The 18,798-nt window shown below is 29.5% G+C and carries 20 protein-coding genes and 7 tRNA genes; 22 read left to right on the top strand and 5 right to left on the bottom strand.

Annotated features, from left to right (window positions below; all coding sequences use genetic code 11):
• Position 1: 1 nt before the first annotated feature.
• On the bottom strand, positions 2-697 hold the full coding sequence (locus NAB20_RS12360; RefSeq protein WP_088392619.1) for a LytTR family DNA-binding domain-containing protein: 696 nt from the start codon (positions 695-697) through the stop codon (positions 2-4).
• 171 nt (positions 698-868) lie between these two features.
• On the opposite strand from NAB20_RS12360, the gene rpsF reads away from it, so the two are divergent.
• The 22 genes from rpsF (at position 869) to NAB20_RS12250 (ending at position 14,422) form a co-directional block, all read left to right on the top strand.
• Positions 869-1,210, top strand: a complete 342-nt coding sequence (rpsF, locus tag NAB20_RS12355; RefSeq protein WP_060382383.1) for a 30S ribosomal protein S6 — start codon at positions 869-871, stop codon at positions 1,208-1,210.
• A 5-nt stretch (positions 1,211-1,215) separates the two neighbouring features.
• Positions 1,216-1,512, top strand: a complete 297-nt coding sequence (gene rpsR / locus NAB20_RS12350; protein ID WP_073311282.1) for a 30S ribosomal protein S18 — start codon at positions 1,216-1,218, stop codon at positions 1,510-1,512.
• 65 nt (positions 1,513-1,577) lie between these two features.
• Positions 1,578-2,021 carry a 50S ribosomal protein L9 gene (gene rplI / locus NAB20_RS12345; RefSeq protein ID WP_105197031.1) on the top strand — a complete coding sequence of 148 codons (444 nt, stop codon included), beginning with the start codon at positions 1,578-1,580 and terminating at the stop codon, positions 2,019-2,021.
• 80 nt (positions 2,022-2,101) lie between these two features.
• Entirely contained in the window at positions 2,102-2,572 is a 471-nt protein-coding gene (locus tag NAB20_RS12340; protein WP_088394637.1) for a DUF6495 family protein, read from the top strand.
• Between the two features lie 64 nt (positions 2,573-2,636).
• Positions 2,637-4,634, top strand: a complete 1,998-nt coding sequence (gene ligA / locus NAB20_RS12335) for an NAD-dependent DNA ligase LigA (protein ID WP_375605204.1) — start codon at positions 2,637-2,639, stop codon at positions 4,632-4,634.
• Positions 4,628-5,326: a hypothetical protein gene (locus NAB20_RS12330; protein ID WP_127822987.1), complete on the top strand. Its 699-nt coding sequence runs from the start codon at positions 4,628-4,630 to the stop codon at positions 5,324-5,326. Before ligA ends, NAB20_RS12330 begins: the two co-directional genes overlap by 7 nt.
• Before the next feature lie 373 nt (positions 5,327-5,699).
• Entirely contained in the window at positions 5,700-6,242 is a 543-nt protein-coding gene (locus NAB20_RS12325; RefSeq protein ID WP_127822988.1) for a hypothetical protein, read from the top strand.
• Positions 6,243-6,351: 109 nt separating this feature from the next.
• A complete protein-coding gene (locus NAB20_RS12320; protein ID WP_375605203.1) occupies positions 6,352-7,614 on the top strand; it encodes an McrC family protein in 1,263 nt (420 codons plus the stop codon).
• 74 nt (positions 7,615-7,688) lie between these two features.
• Complete coding sequence (locus NAB20_RS12315) at positions 7,689-8,075, top strand: hypothetical protein (RefSeq protein ID WP_088390055.1); 387 nt, start codon at positions 7,689-7,691, stop codon at positions 8,073-8,075.
• Positions 8,076-8,133: 58 nt separating this feature from the next.
• Positions 8,134-9,027 carry a transposase gene (locus NAB20_RS12310; RefSeq protein ID WP_375605202.1) on the top strand — a complete coding sequence of 298 codons (894 nt, stop codon included), beginning with the start codon at positions 8,134-8,136 and terminating at the stop codon, positions 9,025-9,027.
• A 696-nt stretch (positions 9,028-9,723) separates the two neighbouring features.
• The gene (locus NAB20_RS12305; protein ID WP_105195619.1) at positions 9,724-10,281 is read left to right on the top strand and encodes a DUF6642 family protein; all 558 of its coding nucleotides are present in this window, start codon (positions 9,724-9,726) and stop codon (positions 10,279-10,281) included.
• A gap of 231 nt (positions 10,282-10,512) precedes the next feature.
• Complete coding sequence (locus NAB20_RS12300) at positions 10,513-11,217, top strand: MotA/TolQ/ExbB proton channel family protein (protein ID WP_105195617.1); 705 nt, start codon at positions 10,513-10,515, stop codon at positions 11,215-11,217.
• Between the two features lie 2 nt (positions 11,218-11,219).
• On the top strand, positions 11,220-11,609 hold the full coding sequence (locus NAB20_RS12295; RefSeq protein ID WP_088394601.1) for a biopolymer transporter ExbD: 390 nt from the start codon (positions 11,220-11,222) through the stop codon (positions 11,607-11,609).
• 1 nt (position 11,610) lies between these two features.
• Positions 11,611-12,381 (top strand): energy transducer TonB, encoded by a 771-nt coding sequence (locus NAB20_RS12290; protein ID WP_105195616.1) that lies wholly within the window; start codon positions 11,611-11,613, stop codon positions 12,379-12,381.
• Between the two features lie 16 nt (positions 12,382-12,397).
• A complete protein-coding gene (locus NAB20_RS12285) occupies positions 12,398-13,615 on the top strand; it encodes a bifunctional folylpolyglutamate synthase/dihydrofolate synthase (protein ID WP_375605201.1) in 1,218 nt (405 codons plus the stop codon).
• Between the two features lie 85 nt (positions 13,616-13,700).
• A tRNA-Val gene (locus NAB20_RS12280) sits at positions 13,701-13,775 on the top strand.
• Between the two features lie 33 nt (positions 13,776-13,808).
• Positions 13,809-13,883 (top strand) — tRNA-Val (locus tag NAB20_RS12275).
• A gap of 33 nt (positions 13,884-13,916) precedes the next feature.
• Positions 13,917-13,991: transfer RNA gene (locus NAB20_RS12270), tRNA-Val, on the top strand.
• Between the two features lie 33 nt (positions 13,992-14,024).
• Positions 14,025-14,099 (top strand) — tRNA-Val (locus NAB20_RS12265).
• Between the two features lie 33 nt (positions 14,100-14,132).
• Positions 14,133-14,207: transfer RNA gene (locus NAB20_RS12260), tRNA-Val, on the top strand.
• 33 nt (positions 14,208-14,240) lie between these two features.
• Positions 14,241-14,315 (top strand) — tRNA-Val (locus NAB20_RS12255).
• A 32-nt stretch (positions 14,316-14,347) separates the two neighbouring features.
• Positions 14,348-14,422, top strand: a tRNA-Val gene (locus tag NAB20_RS12250).
• Between the two features lie 745 nt (positions 14,423-15,167).
• On the opposite strand, the gene trpA is transcribed toward NAB20_RS12250, so the two are convergent.
• The 4 genes from trpA to trpC form a co-directional block, all read right to left on the bottom strand.
• On the bottom strand, positions 15,168-15,932 hold the full coding sequence (trpA, locus tag NAB20_RS12245; protein ID WP_105195614.1) for a tryptophan synthase subunit alpha: 765 nt from the start codon (positions 15,930-15,932) through the stop codon (positions 15,168-15,170).
• A 94-nt stretch (positions 15,933-16,026) separates the two neighbouring features.
• Entirely contained in the window at positions 16,027-17,208 is a 1,182-nt protein-coding gene (gene trpB / locus NAB20_RS12240) for a tryptophan synthase subunit beta (RefSeq protein ID WP_127822993.1), read from the bottom strand.
• Between the two features lie 71 nt (positions 17,209-17,279).
• The gene (locus NAB20_RS12235) at positions 17,280-17,897 is read right to left on the bottom strand and encodes a phosphoribosylanthranilate isomerase (RefSeq protein WP_164849070.1); all 618 of its coding nucleotides are present in this window, start codon (positions 17,895-17,897) and stop codon (positions 17,280-17,282) included.
• 76 nt (positions 17,898-17,973) lie between these two features.
• Positions 17,974-18,756 (bottom strand): indole-3-glycerol phosphate synthase TrpC, encoded by a 783-nt coding sequence (gene trpC, locus NAB20_RS12230; protein ID WP_375605200.1) that lies wholly within the window; start codon positions 18,754-18,756, stop codon positions 17,974-17,976.
• Positions 18,757-18,798 lie beyond the last annotated feature (42 nt).

Genomic DNA, 18,798 nt, shown 5'->3' with positions numbered 1-18,798 from the left:
ATTATGCTTCTAGTACACGCATTAACTCTTCTTTTTTGTTACGGCTTAAAGGGATTTTTGTAACGCCAATTTCAGCAAATTTGCTATTGAATTTCTCTATTTTATCAATGTTAATAATAAATGATTTATGAACACGAACAAATTTTTCTCTTGAAAGATCTTTTTCAAAAGATTTCATAGTAGACAGAACAAGATGACTGTCTTCCTCTGTAACTATTTTTACATAGTCACCAAAAGCTTCAATCCACTTTATTTTAGCAGTATATACTTTTAGTTTTTTTAAATTACTTTTGATATAAATATGTTCACCTTCTTCTTCAGCATTATGATCTTTTCTAAGCATGTGTAAATCCATAGCTCTTTTTACAGCAATGTTAAAACGTTCTTTGGTGAGTGGTTTTTGTAGATAGTCTGTAGCTTCATAATCAAAAGCTTTTAGTGCATATTCTGCCTTAGCTGTAATAAAAATAATTTGTGGTTTTTCTTTTAAACCATCTAGTAAGTTAAAACCATTAATGATAGGCATTTCTATATCTAGAAACAATAAATCTACTTCATTTATAGCTAAAGAACCTTTCGTTTCAACCGCGTTAGAAAATTCACCAACTAAATTTAAGTTTGGGTGAGCTTCTACTAGTTTCGTAACTAAAATTCTTTGGATAGAGCTGTCATCTACGACAATACAATTCAACTTCATGGGAAACAGTTTAAAATAGATTGGACGGTTAAAAATAGTTTATTTTTTTTAAATGTCAAATTATTTTCGTGAAAATCAGTCATTTCGTCGAAAAGTGTAATAAAATATTTGCTGTTTTAAATAATATCACTAATTTTGCACCCAATTTTATAACAAATAAATTTTATTACTATGAATCATTATGAAACTGTTTTCATCTTGAATCCCGTTTTATCTGAAACTCAGGTAAAGGAAACAGTAAGCAAATTTGAAGATTTTTTAACTTCAAAAGGTGCTAAGATTGTTGCTAAAGAGGATTGGGGATTAAAAAAATTAGCGTATGAAATCCAAAACAAAAAATCTGGATTTTATCAATTAATCCAATTTGAAGCTTCTAGTGAAGTTTTAGCAGGTTTAGAAATCGAGTACAGACGTGATGAGCGCGTTATGCGTTTCTTAACAGTAAGTTTAGATAAACACGCTGTAGCTTGGGCTGAGAGAAGAAGAGAGAAGTTAAAAACTAAAAAAGCTTAATTGATATGTCTACAATTGAACAATCTGCAAAAGGAAAAAAAGACGGAGATATCAGATATTTAACGCCTTTAAACATTGATACGAACAAACAAAAAAAATATTGTCGTTTCAAAAAATCAGGAATCAAATATATAGACTATAAAGATGCTGATTTCTTATTAAAATTTGTAAACGAGCAAGGTAAAATCCTTCCTCGTCGTTTAACAGGAACTTCTTTAAAATACCAAAGAAAAGTGTCTGTAGCGGTAAAAAGAGCTCGTCATTTAGCTTTAATGCCATACGTAGCCGATTTATTAAAATAATAACTAACAAAAAAGTTGTTGGTTTCCGAAAGGAACCTAACTTCTAAAACAAAAAGGACAACAACATGGAACTTATCTTAAAACAAGACGTTCAAAATTTAGGATTTAAAGATGATATCGTAACAGTTAAACCTGGTTATGGTCGTAACTTCTTAATTCCTCAAGGATTTGCAGTATTAGCTACTCCTTCTGCAAAAAAAGTTTTAGCTGAAAACTTAAAGCAAAAAGCTCATAAAGAAGCTAAAATAGTAGCAGATGCTAAAGCTAAAGCAGAAGCTATTAAAGCTTTAGATATTAAAATTACAGCTAAAGCAGGTGGTGAAAAATTATTCGGATCTGTAACAAATGCTGATATAGCACAAGTTTTAGAAAAAAATGGTCAGGCTATCGAGAAAAAATTCATTACTTCTGGTGTAGTTAAAAGAATTGGTAAATATACCGCTACTGTTCGTTTACACCGCGAAGTTATCGTTGAATTACCATTTGAAATTATAGCTGAACAAGCTTAATTTTAAAAAAAAATAATATTTTTAAAGTCCCTTTTGGGACTTTTTTTTATTTTTATTATAAATAACTAAATTTTATTAATTTGAAATATAAGAGACTTACCAAAGAACAATTTGATTCCCTACATCAGGAATTTGCCAATTTTTTGGCTACTCAACAAATTGATAAAGTAGAATGGGATCAGTTAAAAGTAAATAATACTGAAGTGGCAGAACAAGAATTAGATGTTTTTTCCGATCTAATTTGGGAAGGAGTGTTGAAAAATGCTAAATTTATAGAACATTTTTCAAAAAGACATATCTTTTTGTTTCATTGCCAAGAATACTTTATGCAAACCATTGTAATTAAAGCTCTCAACATAGAGGTGGATTTTTTAACTAATGAAGGATTAAAATGGTTAGGAGATCATTTATTTACAGAAAAAGTAGAGCTCCTGCGTGGAAAAAAAGAATATACAAAAGAACGTAATAACGAATTATTTGAGTTAATAGAACAAGGAGCCATATTAAGTGATGGACAGCTGTATATGCAAATAAATGGGATCATTGAGTAATTTTTTTGCTTTACTATAATTAAATGGCTACTTTAGTATTTTATTACTTTAATAGCCTTTTTTTATGGATGTTTTTTCAGAAATACAAGCCCTTAGAAACGAACTAAATCAACATAATTATAACTACTATATCTTAGATAATCCCACTATATCAGACTACGATTTTGATATAAAACTAAAAAAACTACAAGATCTAGAAGAAAAACATCCCGAATATAATGATCCAAGTTCTCCAACTCAACGTGTTGGAGGATCTATAACAAAAAATTTTACAACGATTCAGCATGAATATCGTATGTATTCTTTGGATAATTCTTATTCAAAAGAAGATCTTTTAGATTGGGAAACTCGAATACAAAAAATATTAGGTAACACTCCTGTTCAGTATACATGCGAACTTAAGTATGATGGAGCTTCAATAAGTATTACCTATGAAAATGGAAAACTATTGCGTGCAGTAACACGTGGTGATGGCTTTCAGGGAGATGATGTAACCCACAACATTAAAACGATTAAAACAGTTCCTTTAACGCTTCAAGGGGACTTTCCTGATAGGTTTGAAATCAGAGGCGAAATTATTTTGCCATTTGCTGGATTTGAACGAATGAATCAAGAGTTAATAGAGATAGGAGAAACGCCCTATTCAAATCCTCGAAATACAGCTTCAGGAAGTTTAAAATTACAAGATAGTTCAGAAGTAGCAAAAAGACCATTAGATTGCTTATTATATTCCTTAATAGGCAATAATTTACCTATCGGAACACAATTTGAAAGTTTAGAAAAAGCAAGAAATTGGGGATTTAAAGTACCTGTACAATCCAAATTAGCTTTCTCTATGCAAGAGGTTTTTGATTTTATAGAATACTGGGATATTCATCGTCACGAAATGCCCTATGAAACAGATGGAGTCGTAATAAAAGTAAATAATTTAGATCAACAAGAAGAACTAGGTTATACTGCCAAATCGCCACGTTGGGCAATAGCTTATAAGTTTAGAGCAGAACAAGTAAAAACAAAACTAAATTCAATATCCTATCAAGTAGGTAGAACGGGAGCTATTACACCAGTAGCTAATTTAGAACCAATACAATTAGCAGGTACAATTGTAAAAAGAGCCTCTCTGCATAATGCAGATCAAATAGAAAAATTAGATATAAGAATAGAAGACGAAGTTTTTGTAGAAAAAGGAGGAGAAATTATTCCTAAAATTGTAGGTGTAAATGAATCAAAACGATCCCCAAGTTCAAACAAAACAATCTATATAACACACTGTCCAGAATGCCAAACCGAATTAATTAGAAAAGAAGGAGAGGCACAACATTATTGTCCTAATTATTATGGATGTCCTCCTCAAATAATAGGAAGAATCCAACATTATATATCCCGAAAAGCCATGGATATAGAAGGTCTAGGAGGAGAAACCGTAGCATTATTATTCAAAAATAAATTAGTTACGAACTATGCCGATTTATATGATCTTAAAAAAGATCAAATAATTATTTTGGATAGAATGGCAGAGAAATCAGCAGATAATTTATTAGCAGGTATACAGAAATCTAAAGAAACTACTTTTGAACGAGTATTATACGCATTAGGCATTCGATACGTAGGAGAAACAGTAGCTAAAAAATTAGTAAAACATTATAAATCAATCGAAAATCTTCAAAAATCAACATTAGAAGAGTTGATTACTGTAGATGAAATAGGAGTTAAGATAGCGCAAAGTGTAATAGAATTTTTTGAAAATGAAGATAATTTAACGATCTTAAATCGTTTAAAAAATTATGGAATACAACTAGAATTATCAGAAACAGACTCCGAGATAATATCAGATCTACTAAAAGGAAAAATTTTTGTAATATCAGGAGTATTTGAAAAATTTTCAAGAGACGAATTAAAACAGTTAATAGAAAATAATGGAGGAAAAGTAGGAAGTAGTATTTCATCAAAAACGCATTATGTAATAGCAGGAAATAATATGGGACCTGCCAAATTAGAAAAGGCAACACAATTAGGAATCACTATTTTATCAGAAGAAGAGTTTAATACAATGTTATGTTAAAGAATGCACCATTATATGTATATCTAGTAGCTTGTTTTTTATCCGTTATAGCCATGGTATTAGATAATGAATTTTTATTAATTATTTGTAGACCAATCATTATACCTGCCTTAATAGCTCGTTATTTAGCTGTAGAAGAAAAGCAAAATATATTATACGTATCACTTATATTTATAGTTTACTTTTTTACAGATGCACTCACGTTATTTAACCTAGAGTTTATTCAATTCTTTAATATGGGATTGGATTTATTTCCCTATCTATTACTTCTTTTTTTAACAATTAAAGAAACAAAGAAGATAGGTTTTAATAAAAAAGCTTTTAATTTCTCGTTACTAGGAACCTTTTTTTTAATGATTTTAACCTATTTTTTACTAAATGGATTGGATTTTGAAGATATGAAATATTCTATTGCTATTGTTGTGTATGGAACTGTGCTAACTTTCTTAATTTCAATTTGCACCTATAATTATTTAGTGATAAATAACCTCTGCTTTAATAATATCTTAATAGCCATTGTTTTTTCTGCAATGGCTGATATAGTATATGTAGTTATGATAAAAATGGATTATGCACTCGTCTTTAAATGTATAAAATTTGTATTTAGAGCTATTTCCTATTTTTTTATTGTTGAATATTTTATAAATACAAGACCTTATTTCTTCAGAGAAATAAGAACAAACGAACTATAATAAACATAATAAAATATTCAATTCATCTCGAAGGGATTAATTGTTTGTTTTAAAAAAATACTTTGCTTTAAAAATTGCAAAAGTGTTTTTTTATAGGTATTTTTGAATAAATTAACTTAAAGTTAAATATATACGCATTGTTGTTTGACTGTTTTCTATTTGAAATGTAAAGTAATCTAAAAGTAACATAAACAAAAAATCAAACTATCAGAATTGATCTCATTTTATACGATAGGTTAAAGTATCCAAAAAATAGATCCTATCATTGATAAAACAATAGAAATTATTAATAAAAATAAACCTAGATATTAAAGAAGAATTGGACTCTTTATTAATTAATAAGCAAATACTATTTACCATATTTTATCAAAATATGTTCTATAAGAATTTTATTCAGGTTATTAAGAACAAGATAAAATATGTTTTTTTAATTATTAAAAATGAAGAAATAAAATTAAATGATAAAAAAGGGGCAATACTTATTATCTTATTTAAATGGTATAATGTATTACAAAAAATAGTAGCAACAAAGCCTATTTTTATTTCTAAAATCAAAATGATATTATTCATTAAATCAAGTGTAAATCCAGAAAAAAATATAAATTTCACAAAAAGAACCTCTTCAATACAATACAACCACTCGCTTTCTTTTACACCCTATAAAAACTTTTGCGATTTAATAAAAAATCAAGAATTAGATCTTAATTCAGAAGAAATAAAGTCTGTTTTTACAGCATCATATCAAATTCCACCAAAAAATTACATATTACCTTTTAATATAGAAATAATAAAAAAATGGAAATCTCGCTCTATTTTATTAACTAAATTATTTACACGACTCAAAAGTCTAAATTCTCAAACTGTTTTTAGTCTCCAAAAAGATTTTAATAATCAAAAGGTTGTAATACTTTGTTGAATTAATACTAAATCACACAAACGAGTCGTTTCAAAACAGAAATGTATTATTAAATAAAATGATTAAAAAAGCTAATATATCATATCACTGAAAAATAAAGTTTGAACAAATGAATAAATTTAAAAGTATACAGATCTTTGAAGATAGTATCTTAATTTGTGGTCAAGAATACGATGGTTGCAAAATTGAAGAATCTCATTTTCAAGCTTTAGCTAAATTCAACGAACTACATCAAAATAAATATTTTAAGATTGAATTAAAAAAAGTCACGTTTCAAAATTTTGTAGGAGTAATTCAAGTTTGTGATTTGATAATAGAAATTTTGCCCAAAATAGATAAGCATGAATTAGAAGAAGAAGCTAACAAACAAAAATGGCAAAAAGCTTTAGTAGAAATGCTTCGTTTAACCCGTAAATTAAATATACAACAAATAGATGAAGCCAACATAACAAAACAAACAACAGATTTATTAGATATTTATTTTGAATGGTTTTTAAATGAAGTACAAATACTTATTCATCAAGGACTCATTAAACCCTATAATAAGGAAACTAGTAAAATAAAAGAGTTAAGAGGAAAATTGAAATTTGCGCGACATATTGCTAAAAATTTAATCAAGAAAGAACGTTTATACACAACTCATCAAGTATATGATAAAGACCTTTTGATTTATCAAATTTTAGCTCAAGCCTTAGAAATTATAAATTCAAGTACCCCTGGAAAATACATAAATAGCAGATGTAAAATGATTCAGCTTAATTTCCCTGAAATTACAGAAATTCAAGATATTACTAATGTTTTTAATGAAATACCTAGTAATAGAAAAACAGAACCTTATGAAAAAGCATTAACGATTGCTCGTTCAATTATCCTAAATTATGCTAATATTACAAATCAAAATCAAAAAATATTAGTATTACTCTTTGATATAAACCTATTATGGAAAGAGTATATATATGTTCGTTTACAACAAACAGCTAAAAAGAAAGGTATTATTATAAAAGGCCAAAAGGCTAGGCCTTTTCTGGAAAAAAAATCTATTCATCCAGATATAATTATTGAAAAATGTGGAAAAATGGCTATAATTGACACAAAATGGAAAAATATAGATAATGTACTTCCTTCCGTTCAAGATTTGCGTCAAATGTACGCGTATAATGAATATTGGGATAGTCAAAAAGCAATGCTATTATATCCTACAAGTGGTAATTCAACCGAAATAAAACAGGATGATTTTGGAAAATATACCAATAGAGAAAAAAACAGTTGCTATTTAGGTAAAATTAATATTTTTGATGGAGATAAATTAGATGACAAAATTGGCGATACGATTTTAAAATGGTTTTATATTAAAAATAATTCAACAAAGTAAAAGATAAAATAGGGTCAGAGACATTTTCAGGGGATTTGATTAAATTTGTTTTTTAATTAATAGCAATCTAATCGATGGATTTGGAATTTATAAAGCATTTTTTACCTGAGGGTTTACTTGATTATTTTGATATTGTAGATTTTAAAGAGTTAGGCGATTTGTCAACTCAAAAAGAGTGTTTCTTTATTTATTTAGACGAAAAGAATACTCTACATTCAGTTGATAATCCTGTTCAATATGAATCAAAAGGTTTTAATGAGAGAACGCTAGTTCAAGATTTCCCTATTCGTGGAAAGGCAGTGTATTTAGGAATTCGAACCAGACGTTGGCGAGAAAAAGTGAATAAATCTAAAGAGGTGAAAAACGATTATTCTTTTGTAGCTGAGGGTTCAAAATTAACTACTGAACTCTCCGGTTTTTTAAAAGGTACAGGTCGAGACCCGAGAAGATACGATAAGTAATATAGCTAGTTACTATGGTGTAAAGAGCTACATTCTTCAACGACACTATAAGAAAAAAGTGAGCGGATTTAATGAATGGGAACAAAAAAATCATGCTGAGGATTATTTGATTTATCCTCAAAATATTGGTCAATATATCAGTATAGATGAAGTTAGTTTGTCAAAAGGAGAACTCTATACTTACTTAACCAATAAAAAAGGAATAGGTAAAAAAAGAACTCTTATTGCTTCGATATCAGGCACAAAAAGTCAGGATATTATAGATGTCATTCTTAAAATCCCATTAGAAAAAAGACAGTTAGTTAAGGAAATAACTTTGGATATGGCTAGTAATATGAATCTCGTTGCAAAAATCTGTTTTCCTAATGCCAATATCGTTACAGACCGTTTTCATGTGGTAAAATTAGTAACCCAAGCATTACAACATCTTAGAATAGAATATCGTTGGGAAGAAATAAAGAAAGAAAATCAAGCTATAAAAGAGACGAAAGATAAAGATGAAAAATACAAGCCATTTACCTTTGAAAATGGAGATAGCCCAAAACAACTTTTGGCAAGAAGTAGGTATATAATAACCAAATTGCCAACAGACTGGACAAAAAATCAAAGAGCGAGAGCTAAGTTGTTATTTGAATCTTATCCAAAAATAGAAGAGGCTTACAAGCATTGTATGGAGTTTAGAGCGATATATGAAACAACTTCAAAAATCATAGCAAAGGAAAAAATAGAACAATGGATTGGAAAAACTAAATCACTGAATTTTACTCATTTTAATATTGCTTCAAATAGTATTAAAAACCATCTAGATACAATTATAAGCTTCTTTAACAACAGAAATACTAATGCAAATGCAGAATCTTTTAATTCTAAAATAAAACTCTTTAGAGCAAATCTTAGAGGTGTTACAGATATTAAATTTTTCTTATTTAGACTGGAAAAATTATTTGCTTAAATCAAACTAATCCCCAAAAAAAATATGTGAGCCATAAAATACTTGTAAATTTCTTTTCTTATTTAATAACGAAGTTAATACGTTTCTTATTAATAAGGTGATTTAAACCCAGATTACGCGTTAGAGATTTTCAAAAAACATATTTTATTGATTGTTAGTACTATATAAAATTACGAACTAGAATTATTAAATAAATAAACCATTCTATTTCAATAAGTTATAAAATTTATTTTTTCTAATGCGTAATCTGGGTTAAACTTTTTGATTTACCCAAAAAATAAAGATTTTTGTTCTATATCTAAACCCAGATCCACATTAAAATTTGCTTAAAAATAAACTAATACCATTTTAGTTTTGAAATTACCTAATCCAAAACCCGCTACAGGATACACGAATCAAGAGATATTACACGATATTATTACAGTAAATTTGAACCTTAAATGGTATAATGCTTAATCAGGGCGTAACGTATAATCTGATTTAAAAAAAAGCACCTCAATTTATTGTAAATCATTTAAAAAAAATCCTTTTTTGAAAATATTGAACTAAGATAAAATCAAAATATATGAAAAAATAGAATTATTTTATGGTTTAAGTAAATTTGCATCTTTTATAGACAATAAAACAATTCTTTTAGTATTAGAATTGAAAAAAATAAGAAAATAAAATAGATTTATATATAAAATAATGGTAGCTATGCCTCAAAAAAATCAGATATATTGCCTAGAATCTGTTAAAGACGTAACAGAAGAAAAAGCAAGTATTATTCTAACTTCATTGGAAAATCTTGCTTTTCAATATAGAATAACGAATGTATATAAAACTTTTGACAGTATAGAAAGTTTTGAAGAAAGTATCAGTACCTTATTATATGAAGATAGGCATTTTAAAGACTATACTGTTATTTATTTAGTAATGCAAGGGAGAGCCAACGAACTTAAAATAGATAGTTATTATTATACTTTTGAGGAAATAGCGGAGTTCTTTGAGGGAAAATTAAAAGGTAAAATAATTCATTTTGCTAATACCTTTCCATTGGATTTAGAGGAAGAAACTTTTCAATATTTTTTAGATATTACAGGAGCCAAAGCACTTTCAGGATACATTAACCGTGTTCCTATTTTGAGTACTATGTTAGATAATCTCTATTTTTCACTAATAGAAGAGATAGACGATGTGGTAGATTTAACAGAAACCTTATTTGAAAAACAATATGCACTTTGTCAGTCATTAGGTTTTAGGATGTATTACTAAGTATTGTTTAATGTCATGTAAGACTTATAGTTAAAAATAGTCGTAAATTTTCTTTTTATAATTATTGTAACAATTTATTTTGTTCAAACACCAAGATTAGGAAACAAAAAATAAAACATTATTCCAATCAATAAATAGACTCTTTAGAATCATTTTTTACATTAAATCAAAATCTGCTATATTTACCAAACAATTATTTCAAAAGAAAATCGTTTAAAATAAAAAAAATATATGAGCTTATTTTTTCAAATAGATTCACTTGCCACAAGTATTAATCAAGTTAATCAAGAAAGTATACCAGTAGAAAAAACGTTGTCTATATGGGCATTATTAACCTCTGGAGGATTAGTTGGTCAAATTATCATGTTATCTTTATTTGTTATGTTGTTCTTTGCATTGTATTTGTATTTTGAACGACTTATGGCTATTAATAAAGCTTCTAAAATAGATGATAAATTTATGTTATTAATAAAAGATCATGTTACTAATGGTAAGTTAGATGCAGCTAAATTATTATGTGTAGCTACTGATTCACCAGTTGCTCGGTTGATTGAAAAAGGAATTTCAAGAATAGGTAATCGTTTAGAAGATATTAATACAGCAATAGAAAATGCAGGAAAGCTAGAAGTTTATAAATTAGAGAAAAATGTGAGTATGCTCGCTACACTTTCAGGAGCAGGACCTATGACGGGCTTTTTAGGTACGGTTGTCGGAATGGTAATGGCATTTCATAAAATGGCAAGTGGAGGAGGACAAATAGAAGTAGGAATGTTAGCCGAAGGTATTTATACCGCTATGATGACAACAGTAGTAGGTTTGATAGTTGGTTTAATAGCTTATGTAGGTTATAACCATTTAGTCGTAAAAACAGATAAAGTAGTACATCAAATGGAATTAAATGCAGTTGAATTTTTAGATTTGTTAAACGAACGATAATTATGAATTTAAGAGGAAGAAATAAAGTTTCGGCTGAGTTTAATATGTCATCCATGACAGATATTGTTTTTTTGTTATTGATATTCTTTATGTTAACATCTACTATGGTTACTACAAATGCTCTAGATTTAGTTTTGCCAAAAGCAAAAGGCAAAACAGACAATAATAAGAGTATATCTATAAGCATAGATAAGGATAAAGAATACTATATAGATAAACAACCTGTTGCTCAAAATGAAATAGAAACTAAATTGCTAACAATTCTCAATAAAGAGAATAAATCAGTTGTGCTTCGTGTAGCTGAAGGAGTACCTATAGAAAAAGCAGTTTATGTTATGGATATAGCTAATCGTAATCAGATAAAAATTGTTTTAGCAGTAAGACCTAAATAATATGTTGTTTTTAGAAACGCCAGAGGAAAAAAAATCATTTGCTATTACTACAGTGATTTTTGTTATCCTACTCTTTTTGTTTCTGTTTTTTGGATTAACTTATGTAGATCCTCCACCAGAAAATGGAATAACAATTAATTTTGGAACGAGCGAAGTAGGACAGGGGCAAATACAACCCAAAGAAATAATAGCTTCTTCATCAAAACCTAAAATAGTAGAATCAAAAGCTATGGATGAAGAAGAAAATATTTTAAATAATGAATCTAGTGATGCTCCCGTTATTAAGCAATCACTTATAAAAAAAGCAATAATAGAAAAGAAAGAAGAATCCAAACGGCCTAATAAGTCAACAGATGACGCTTTATCTAGTTTAATTAATGGACCTAAAACAAAAGGTGTCAATGAGAGTAATGGAGATAATGATATACCAGGGGATAAAGGTGATTTAAATGGAAGTAGATACGCTAATTCATTTTATGGATCGGGTTCAGGAATAGGAGGGGCCGGATGGGGGTTAAAAGGAAGAAATTTAGCCTCTAAATCCCGTAAAGTGCAAGATTGTAATGAAACAGGAAGAGTCGTTGTGCAAGTTACTGTAAATAGGAATGGTCAAGTTATTAATGCTAGTTATGTAAAAGGAACAACCAATACACATCCTTGTTTAGTAAATCCAGCTTTAGAAGCTTCAAGAACATTTAAATGGCAGGCAGACCAACAAGCTCCTGAAAGACAAATAGGTTTTATAGTTTTTAATTTTGAAGTAGGGCAATAAATCCCATTAGATTTTTATGACATATCAAGAAACGATTGAATGGATGTTTGAACAGCTTCCTATGTATCAGCAACAAGGAGCAACAGCTTATAAAAAAGACTTAACAAATACTATTTTATTAGCTAATCATTTAGGAAATCCCGAAAAAAAAATAAAAACGATTCATATTGCCGGAACTAATGGTAAAGGATCTACTTCTTCTATGTTAGCGTCTATTTTACAGGAAGCGGGTTATAAAGTAGGGTTGTATACTTCACCTCATCTAAAAGATTATAAAGAACGTATTCAAATAAATGGAATAGTGATAAAGGAAGATTATGTGGTTGAATTTATACAAAAAAATAAACCCTTTTTTCAACAAAATCACTTAAGCTTTTTTGAAATGACAGTAGGATTAGCTTTTCAATATTTTGCAGATGAAAATGTTGATATTGCGGTTATAGAAGTAGGTCTTGGAGGACGGCTGGATTCTACTAATATAATTACACCCTTAGTCTCTGTTATAACAAATATAGGTTGGGATCATGTACAGTTTTTAGGTACTACATTAGAGGCAATAGCGACCGAAAAAGCAGGTATTGTCAAGTCAGGTATCCCTGTAGTAATTGGAGAATATTTACCTGAAACTAAGGCAGTCTTTTTGAATACAGCAAAAAATATGCAATCTGCTATTTATTTTGCTTCAGATCGAGTGTTTAAAGAATATCCTTGCGGATTATTGGGAGATTACCAAAAACATAACATAAAGACCGTTTTACAAACAATTGAAATTCTTCGGGAATATTTTACTATTACAGATACACAATTAGAAAAAGGATTACTAAATGTAATACAAAATACGAACTTGTTAGGACGTTGGCAACAATTAGAAACAGAACCCAAAGTTATTTGTGATACCGCCCATAATAGTCATGGATTAAAGATAGTATTAAATCAAATAGAAAAAGAAACTTATAATCGTCTATTTTTTGTTTTAGGTGTGGTTAATGATAAGGATTTAAATGATATTTTACCGCTTTTTCCTAAAGAAGCATATTATATTTTTACAAAACCCAATGTACCACGTGGTTTGGATGCAGAAAAATTAAAAACGGTTGCTGAATCTTACGGATTACTATTTAATGAGATAGCTTATTCTGTTTCAGATGCTTATATTCGTGTTAAGGAGTTAGCAAAAGCGAATGATTTTATTTATATAGGAGGAAGTACATTTGTAGTAGCAGAAATTGTGTAAAATTCTTTACTTTTTTATTGTTTTACAAAAAAAGTATCTTATATTTGCACCCACAATAACAGAAGGTATTCTTCTAAAAGTTATTGGGCGATTAGCTCAGCTGGTTCAGAGCACCTCGTTTACACCGAGGGGGTCAGGGGTTCGAATCCCTTATCGCCCACAACAGTCACAAGACAACGTTCAAAAGTTTATCGGGCGATTAGCTCAGCTGGTTCAGAGCACCTCGTTTACACCGAGGGGGTCAGGGGTTCGAATCCCTTATCGCCCACAACAGTCACAAGACAACGTTCAAAAGTTTATCGGGCGATTAGCTCAGCTGGTTCAGAGCACCTCGTTTACACCGAGGGGGTCAGGGGTTCGAATCCCTTATCGCCCACAACAGTCACAAGACAACGTTCAAAAATTTATCGGGCGATTAGCTCAGCTGGTTCAGAGCACCTCGTTTACACCGAGGGGGTCAGGGGTTCGAATCCCTTATCGCCCACAACAGTCACAAGACAACGTTCAAAAGTTTATCGGGCGATTAGCTCAGCTGGTTCAGAGCACCTCGTTTACACCGAGGGGGTCAGGGGTTCGAATCCCTTATCGCCCACAACAGTCACAAGACAACGTTCAAAAATTTATCGGGCGATTAGCTCAGCTGGTTCAGAGCACCTCGTTTACACCGAGGGGGTCAGGGGTTCGAATCCCTTATCGCCCACAACAGTCCAAGACAACGTTCAAAAAATTATCGGGCGATTAGCTCAGCTGGTTCAGAGCACCTCGTTTACACCGAGGGGGTCAGGGGTTCGAATCCCTTATCGCCCACGATACTTCCTATTATTTTAAAATTCTTAAATAAATACAACCATTTTATCCTCTATTTATGTCAGAAATTAAAAGAGAGATAAGGTTTAAAATCTAGCAGATTATTTAAATTAACGATTCAATTAAATTCAACGTATTTAAGAAAATATTACAATTCTAAAACTATATATCGGGAATCAATTTATTTTAGGGAAAATATTGAATTAAACCCTGATTACACGCGTTAGAGATTTTAAAAAAAACATATTTTATTGATTGTTAGTACTATATAAAATTACGAACTAGAATTATCAAATAAATAAACCATTCTATTTCAGTAAGTTATAAAATTTATTTTTTCTAATGCGTAATCTGGGTTTAAAATCCTTTGAAATATTAGATAATGTAACCGAAATAGATGGAGAAAATACTATTTGAAAGAACTAAAAATGGATGGAAAATATAAATGCTATGTTGCGCTTAAAACGCTGAATCAAATTCAAGTAAACCATGTTGAATGACAGCATTAGTGTTATCGACATTCCCAAAAAATATGTGATCCAAAAAAAACACCATTTACAGATGGTTCTTGATCCCTCGTTTCTCATTTTTAGAGAAACGAGGACTTGATTGACTAAATCACAGTTTTCTGATTTAATCTTTAGTTTGAATTATATTGATTTAAAAAAAGATTTTTTTGGACATTAATAAATTTTTATTCTAAATAGAAAATTATCATAAAATATCGAATCTCTCTTCAATAAAATTATATATTCAGACTATTAACAAAATTTTCAATAGTATTTACTCCATTTTTTTTCAAATGTTTAATAAATGCACTGCCTATAATTGCACCTTTTTGATAGGTCGTAGCTTGCTGGAAAGTTTCGTGGTTAGAAATACCAAAACCAATGATCTGAGGATTTTGTAAATTCATTAAGGCAATGTTTTCAAAATATTTCATCTGTTCAGTACCAAAACCTGATTGACTTCCTGTTACGCTAGCTGTACTGACCATATAAATGAATGTATTAGACAAAGCATCTATTTTTCGTATACGAGTTTCAGAAGTTTGAGGAGTAATTAAAAAGATATTTGCTAAATCATATTTTTCAAAAATAGAACTGTATTCTAGTTCATAAATTTCTAATGGTAAATCGGGAATAATTAGACCATCTATTCCTATTTCAGCACATTTTTTACAAAAATTTTCTACTCCATATTGCATTATTGGGTTAAAATATCCCATGATAAGTAAAGGAATGGATACTGTTTTGCGTATATCTTTTAATTGTTCAAAAAGTAAAGCAGAAGTCATTCCGTTTTCTAATGCAAGAGTAGAGCTTTCCTGTATAGTAGGACCATCAGCTAGAGGATCGCTAAAAGGTAAACCAATTTCAATCATATCTACTCCATTTTTTTCTAGGGTTTTAATGATATTTGCGGTGTCATTTAAATTAGGATAACCTGCTGTAAAATAAAGAGATAATATTTTTTTGTTTTCTTGTAATTTATGTTGTATTCTATTCATTTTTATTTTTTTTAACCTCAATTAAGATAAAAAGGTTGCGATTTATTAATAGTTTTAATTTAATGAAGAATATAAAATGTTTATTAATTTGTTCTTATAATCCAAAATAATTGATGTACGTATTTAAATCTTTATCACCTCGTCCAGAAAGGTTAATAACAATTATGTCTTCGGGATTAAAACTTTTTTGATCAAGAATAGCTAAAGCATGTGAGCTTTCAATGGCGGGTATAATACCCTCTTGTTTACAAAGATTTAATCCAGCTTTCATGGCTTGGTCATCAGTAGCAGACATAAAGATGGCACGTCCGCTTTTAAATAAATGAGCATGTAAGGGACCTACTCCTGGATAATCTAATCCAGCTGATATTGAGTATGGTTCAGTAATTTGTCCGTCTTCTGTTTGCATTAATAAAGTTTTGCTCCCGTGAATAATTCCTTCTTTGCCTAATATAGAAGTAGCGGCACTTTCTCCTGAATGAATACCTTTTCCTGCGGCTTCTACTGCAATTAATTGAATATTTTCATCTTCCAAAAAGTGATAAAAAGCACCGGCAGCATTACTTCCTCCACCTACGCAAGCAATTACATAATTAGGATTTTCAACGCCTTCTTTTTCATTTAATTGTTTTTTAATTTCTTCTGAAATAATACTTTGAAAACGAGCTACCATATCTGGGTAAGGATGAGGGCCTACAACAGAGCCTATGATATAAAATGTATCGAGTGGATTGTTAATCCAATCGCGAATAGCTTCATTTGTAGCGTCTTTTAGCGTTTTAGAACCCGAAGTAGCTGGACGAACTTCGGCACCTAACATTTTCATTCGAGCTACGTTAGGTGCTTGACGCTGAATGTCTATTTCACCCATGTATACGATACATTGTAAACCCATTAGGGCGCATACGGTAGCAGTAGCTACTCCGTGTTGACCTGCTCCTGTTTCGGCAATGATTCGATTTTTACCTAAACGTTTAGCTAATAAAATTTGACCAATTGTATTATTTATTTTATGAGCTCCTGTATGACATAAGTCTTCTCTTTTTAAATAAATTTTGGCTCCGTATTGTTTGGATAAATTTTTAGCTAAATATAGAGGCGTTGGTCTGCCTACATATTCTTGTAATAGTGTAATATATTCAGACCTAAATTCATCACTCTCCATGATGTTTAAATAATGTTTGCGTAATTCTTCTACATTAGGATATAACATTTCAGGGACAAAAGCACCTCCAAAATGGCCATAAAATCCTTTTTCGTTAACTGTATATTTCATGTTTTGTAGTTTAAAGTTTTAAAATGATAGATGAAAATTGGAAATATTTTCTTAGTGAATAATTCAATTACTTATCTCAATTTGTTAATCAGTTGTTTGCATCGAGTAACGTCTTTTAATCCTGTATTATTTTCAAATTTGCTATTTACATCTATAGCATAACATTTTTTTCCAATATTTGTTTTTAAAAATTCTTGAACTAAGTCTATTTCATCTATTCCGATACCTCCACTTAAAAAAAAATGTTTTTCGGATGGATAGTTTTCTAAAAGTTGCCAATTAAAAACAATTCCATTACCTCCATGTTGTTTGCCTTTGGTATCAAATAAAAAATAATCACATATTTTTTCATAAGGAAGTAAAAGATTAAAATCAAATGTTTCTCCAATTGAAAAGACTTTTATAATAGTGATTTTTCTTGAAATTTTTTGTAAATCTTTTTTTAATGTTTTGCAAAATTCAATAGATTCGTTTCCGTGTAATTGAAGAACGTTTAAATTGTATTGATGTATTTTATTAATAATTGCTTCCAAAGGTGTATTTACAAATACACCTACTTTTTGAATCGTTTCTGGAATAATAGGCAGCGTCTTAATTTGAATGTTTCTTTCGCTCTTTTCATAAAATATAAAACCGAGGTAGTCAGGATTTAATGAGGCTATTTCCTGAATATTTTCGGAGTCTTTCATGCCGCATATTTTAATTTTTATAGACATTGTGTTGTTTTTTTAAAAAAAGAGTTATAAAATGATTAGGTTTATAATGTTAGTTAAAATTTTTAATAAACTGATGTAATGATTCTCCTGGATTATCTGTTTTCATGAAATTTTCACCAATTAAAAAACCTTGATATCCATAAGGTTGTAATTCTTTAATAGCCTCAATATGACTAATTCCACTTTCAGAAACTTTTACAAATTCATTTGGAATTTTAGTTCCCAATTCTTTACTGTAATCTAGGTTTACTTCAAATGTTTTTAGATTACGATTGTTTACACCAATCATATCTAAACTAGGCATAATTGATTTTTCTAATTCTTCTTGGTTGTGTACTTCTAATAATACTTCTAAAGCTAGAGATTGTGCAAATTCGGATAAATGTTTAATTTGTTCCTGAGTTAATACTGCTGCAATTAACAAAATAGCGTCAGCACCATAAGCTTTAGCTTCTAATAATTGGTATTCGTCAATAATAAATTCTTTGCGGAGAATAGGTATAGAAGTGGCGGCTTTTGCCAAAATTAAATCATCTAAAGAACCTCCAAAGTATTTCCCGTCGGTTAAAATAGAAAGCCCTGATGCGCCTGCATTTTGATAACCTATACTTACTTCGTCTACGGAAAGATTTTGATTAATTACAGGTTTTGAAGGTGATCTGCGCTTGTGTTCAGCAATAATTCCTAAAATATTATTTCTTAGGTTTTTACTTAATGATTTTGTAGCAGAATCAAATAAAGGAAAAGTTTCTAATTGACTTGCTGAAATTAAACATTTCTTAAGTTCAACTTCTCTTTTTTTATCAGCTATAATTTTATCTAGTATATTCATTATTATTTTTCAAGTCAAAGATTAATTAATAAAATTTTTTTT

Source organism: Flavobacterium davisii (assembly GCF_042182265.1).
GTDB classification, from domain to species: Bacteria; Bacteroidota; Bacteroidia; order Flavobacteriales; family Flavobacteriaceae; genus Flavobacterium; species Flavobacterium davisii.
This window is presented reverse-complemented; position numbering and strand designations above follow the sequence as displayed.